General features: G+C 73.6%; 4 protein-coding genes. 2 read left to right on the top strand and 2 right to left on the bottom strand.

The genetic code is table 11. The features are described from left to right. The coding region (locus EYA84_RS32725) for a hypothetical protein (RefSeq protein WP_161595060.1) at positions 1–391 on the top strand (391 nt) is incomplete at its 5' end. Positions 392–411: 20 nt separating this feature from the next. Here the strand turns inward: EYA84_RS32725 and npdG are convergent. Both npdG and EYA84_RS28235 read right to left on the bottom strand, forming a co-directional pair. After that, entirely contained in the window at positions 412–1,110 is a 699-nt protein-coding gene (gene npdG / locus EYA84_RS28240) for an NADPH-dependent F420 reductase (RefSeq protein WP_131056956.1), read from the bottom strand. A 189-nt stretch (positions 1,111–1,299) separates the two neighbouring features. Beyond that, positions 1,300–2,733: an RNB domain-containing ribonuclease gene (locus EYA84_RS28235; protein ID WP_131056955.1), complete on the bottom strand. Its 1,434-nt coding sequence runs from the start codon at positions 2,731–2,733 to the stop codon at positions 1,300–1,302. Positions 2,734–3,097: 364 nt separating this feature from the next. On the opposite strand from EYA84_RS28235, the gene EYA84_RS33685 reads away from it, so the two are divergent. Beyond that, positions 3,098–3,943: hypothetical protein (locus tag EYA84_RS33685; RefSeq protein ID WP_161595059.1), on the top strand; the 846-nt coding region annotated here is incomplete at its 3' end.

Raw genomic sequence — 3,943 nt, 5'->3', positions numbered from 1 at the left:
GCCCTCGGCCACCCCGACCCCCGCCGCCTCCGCGCCGTCGACGGCCAGCGCCGCCGACGTGGTCGGCGACAAGAAGTTGTGCCAGTCGGCGAAGAAGGCCAGTGACGGGATGCGGGCCGAACTCGTCAAGGCCCTTCAGTCCGGCGGCGAGCCGACCCCGGCCGTGTTCAAGGAGATCCTGGGCGGGTTGGAGAAGGAGATGACGAAGCTCGCCGCCAGCGGTGGCGGCGACAGCAAGGTGGCCGCCGCGATGGGCAAGTTCAGCACCGAGGCGGGTCGGGCGGCAGCCGCCGCCGATCCGGCCGCCGCCGCCGACAACCCGGGCTTCGCCAAGGCCGGCGAGAACCTCACCGCCGCCTGCAAGAAGGCCGGCGTCGAGGTCGTCTTCTGATCCCTGCGTCGTACGGTCACTCAGACGTCGGTGACGCGGACGCCCGCGTGCGCCTTGTAGCGCTTGTTGATCGCGATCAGGTTGGCGGTGAACGCCTCGATCTGGTGCGCGTTGCGCAGCCGTCCGGCGTAGATGCCCCGCATGCCGGGGATCCGGGCGGCGAGCGCGCCGACGATCCCGACCAGTTCCCGCTCCTCGGTGCAGATCAGCACGTCCAGCTCGATCCGGTCGATCTCCGGGTCGGCCAGCAGCGGCGCGCTGACGTGGTTGAACGCGGCGCAGACCCGGGAGTCGGGCAGTAGCGCGGCGGCCTGCTGGACGGCGCTGCCCTCCGACACCGGCAACGCGTACGGGCCCTGCTTGTCGAAGCCGAGCGGGTTCACGCAGTCGACCACGATCTTGCCGGCGAGCGGTGCGGCGAGCGCGGAGACGATGGCGGCGTGCCCGTCCCACGGCACCGCGATGATCACCACGTCGCTGCGCCGGGCCACCTCCTCGTTGTCCGCCCCGGTCACGCCGCCCTCCGCCGGTACGCCCGGCAGGGCCGCGATCTCCGCAGCCGACTCGGCCGCGCGCTGCGCGGAACGGGAACCGATGAGCACCGTCTGACCGGCCCGGGCGAACCGGTAGGCGAGCCCCCGGCCCTGGTCACCGGTGCCACCGATGATGCCGACGGTGAGCCCGGAAACGTCGGGCAGGTCGCTCGCGTCATATGCCATGGTCGTCATCCTCGCAAATCCTGCGGCCCCGCAGCAGCGCTCTGAGCTGTGACAAACCCCGCTGAGCAGGCCCGACGGCAACCGCCCGCAGCGTCGCGACTACGCACCGCCGACCGTTGCGGGGTCCCGGTGGTCGAGGATCGCGGCGAGCCGGGTCCCGCCGCCCGTCGGAGACCGCCGTGAGCCGGATCAGGCCAGGGCGAAGGTGACCGTGCGGGTGGCCGGGTCGGCCGCGACCAGTCGGACCCGGACCCGGGTGCCGAGCGTCAGCTCGCCGGTGCACCGGGCCCGTACCGGCGGATCGTCCAGGGCCACCGCGCCCCCGGGCGGACGGTTCGCACGCCCCTTGCCGTTCGGCGGCGCGTCGACGTCCAGCACCGCCGCGTCGAACGTCTCCCCCACCCGGTGCGCCAACAACACCGCCTCGGCCAGGTCGATCGCACCCCGACTCGCCGCCGACGCGGCCCGGTCCGTCGTCGACATCACCGCCGGCAACCGGGGCAACGCCTCCCGTGCCCAGTCCGGCACCGCACGGCCGTCGTGCAGAGCCAGGCAGACCTCCGTGGCGTACCGGTCGGCCAGCCGACGCAGCGGCGCCGTCACGTGCGCGTACGCCGCCGCCACCCCACCGTGCGCCGGCTGCTCCGGGACCTCGCCGTCGAACGCCGTGTACGCGGCCGACCGCATCAGCTCCGCCGCCTGATCGACGAAGGCGGCGGCCCTCGGTTGCGCCGGGTCCAACCCCAGCAGCAACTCCCCGACGCTCATCCCCTCCGGCCAGTCCACGCCCAGCGGCCCCGCCGCCGCCCGCAACCGCTGCACCGCCTCCGCCTTCGGCGCGGGCATCGTCCGCAACAGCCCGATCCCGCCGGCCAGCATCAGGTCCGCCGCCGCCATCCCGGTGAGCAGCGAAATCTGCGCGTTGTGCTCCTCCATCGGCACCGGTGCCCGCAGCACCAGCCGCCACCCGTCGCCGTCGGCCTCCACGTCCTGCTCGGGGATCGGCAGATTGATCGCACCCCGGCGCAGACCCCGCGCGGTCAGCAGCGCACCGATCTCCGGCAACAACGCGATCGGCTCCGGCAACCGGCCCGCGTCCGCGTCGGCCTGCACACTCGGATAATCCAACTGGGCCCGGCTGCGCACCAGCGCCCGCTCCAGCGAGACAGCCGTGGTCGCGCCCTCGGCGTCCAGGTCGATGGTCCACAGCACCGCCGCCCGGTCCACGTCCGGCAACAGGCTCGCCGCACCCTCACCGAGACTGTGCGGGTGCAACGGCACGTTGCCGTCGGGCAGGTACACCGTCTGCCCCCGCCGCCAGGTCTCCTCCTCCAACGCACCACCCGGGCGTACGTGCGCGGCCACGTCCGCGATCGCGTACCGCACCCGGAAGCCCCCACCCGTACGGCGGCTGAGGTGCATCGCCTGGTCCAGATCCCGCGACCCCGGCGGATCCACCGTGACCAGCGGCACGTCCGTCCGGTCCACCGCCGGCCGGGGCGGTGCGGCGACCGCCTCGTCGGCCTCCCGCTGCGCCTGCTCGGGGTATGCCTCAGGCAGCCCCAACTCACGACGTAGCCCGCCGAAATCGATGCGGGGTGCGACAACCCGTCGGATGACCATGGGCCAATCCTGACAGCCTCCCGCACACCCCGCCCTCCCCCGACCGACCACCCCACCACCACAGTCGGTGGCGGGTGCGGCGAGCCCGCACGCGTCGATCATGGAGTTGTGGCACCCGCCTCGCCCAATTTCGCGGCTTTCGCGGGGGGCCACAACTCCATGATCGCGCGCGGCCGACCGGCCTTGAGCGCGCGAGGGTGACCGACGGGCAACGCGTGGGTAGGGACCTGCTTCGTCGAAGTGGGGTGCCTACTTGGCGGTGGCTCGCTTGGCGGGGGCCTTGCGGGCCGAGGTCGTCGTCCGCTTCGCGGTGGACTTCGCCGCCGAACCTGTGGACTGACGCGCACGGCTCGCGGCGCTCGTCGTGGCCTTCTTCGCCGGGGCCGTGGACTTGCGGGCCGCCGCCCTGGTCGTCGCGCTCGCCGTGGACTTGCGGGCCGGTGCTGTCGACTTCCGGGCCGGTGCTGTCGACTTCCGGGCCGGTGCTGTCGACGTGCGCGCCGAGGCGGTGGACTTCTTCGCCGGGACGGCGGACTTCCGAGCCGCCGTACCCCTGCTCGTCGCCTTCGCCGCAGACTTCTTCGCCGGTGCGGACTTGCGCGCCTCCGTGGCCCGGGTCGTCGTCTTCTTCGCTGCGGTCGCCGTCTTGCGTGTCGCGGCCGGCCGGGTCGAGGCCGCCTTCTTCGCCGGAGCGGTCTTACGGGCCGGAGCGACGCGACCTGTCGCCGCTTTCCTCGCCGGAGCCGCCTTCTTCGCCGGAGCGACGCGACTTGTCGCCTTCTTCGCCGGAGCGGTCTTGCGCGCCGGTGTGGCCCGACCAGTCGAGGCATTCTTCGCCGGAGCCGTCTTCTTCGCGGGAGCGGTCTTGCGCGCGGAAACGGTCCGACCGGCCGTCGTCTTCGTCGCGGGGGCGGCGGTGGACGCCTTCTTCGCCGGGACCTTCTTCGCGGGTGCCTTCGCCGCCGTCGTACGGGCGGGGGTCCGGGTCGACGCCGTGGTGGTCTTGCGCGCGGGTGCCTTGCTGGCCGCCGCCGTGGTCTTCGTGGCCGGTGCCTTGCGCGCGGTGGTGGCCCGCGCCATCGTCGCCTTGCGCGCGGGCGCGGCCTTCCGCGCGGCGGAAGCAGCCTTCCGGGCCGGCGCAGTCTTACCCACGGCGGAAGCAGCCTTGCGAGCCGGCGCGGCCTTGCGCGCGGCGGGCGCGGCCTTGCGC

The organism is Verrucosispora sp. SN26_14.1 (assembly GCF_004307965.1).
GTDB lineage: Bacteria > Actinomycetota > Actinomycetes > Mycobacteriales > Micromonosporaceae > Micromonospora.
This window is presented reverse-complemented; position numbering and strand designations above follow the sequence as displayed.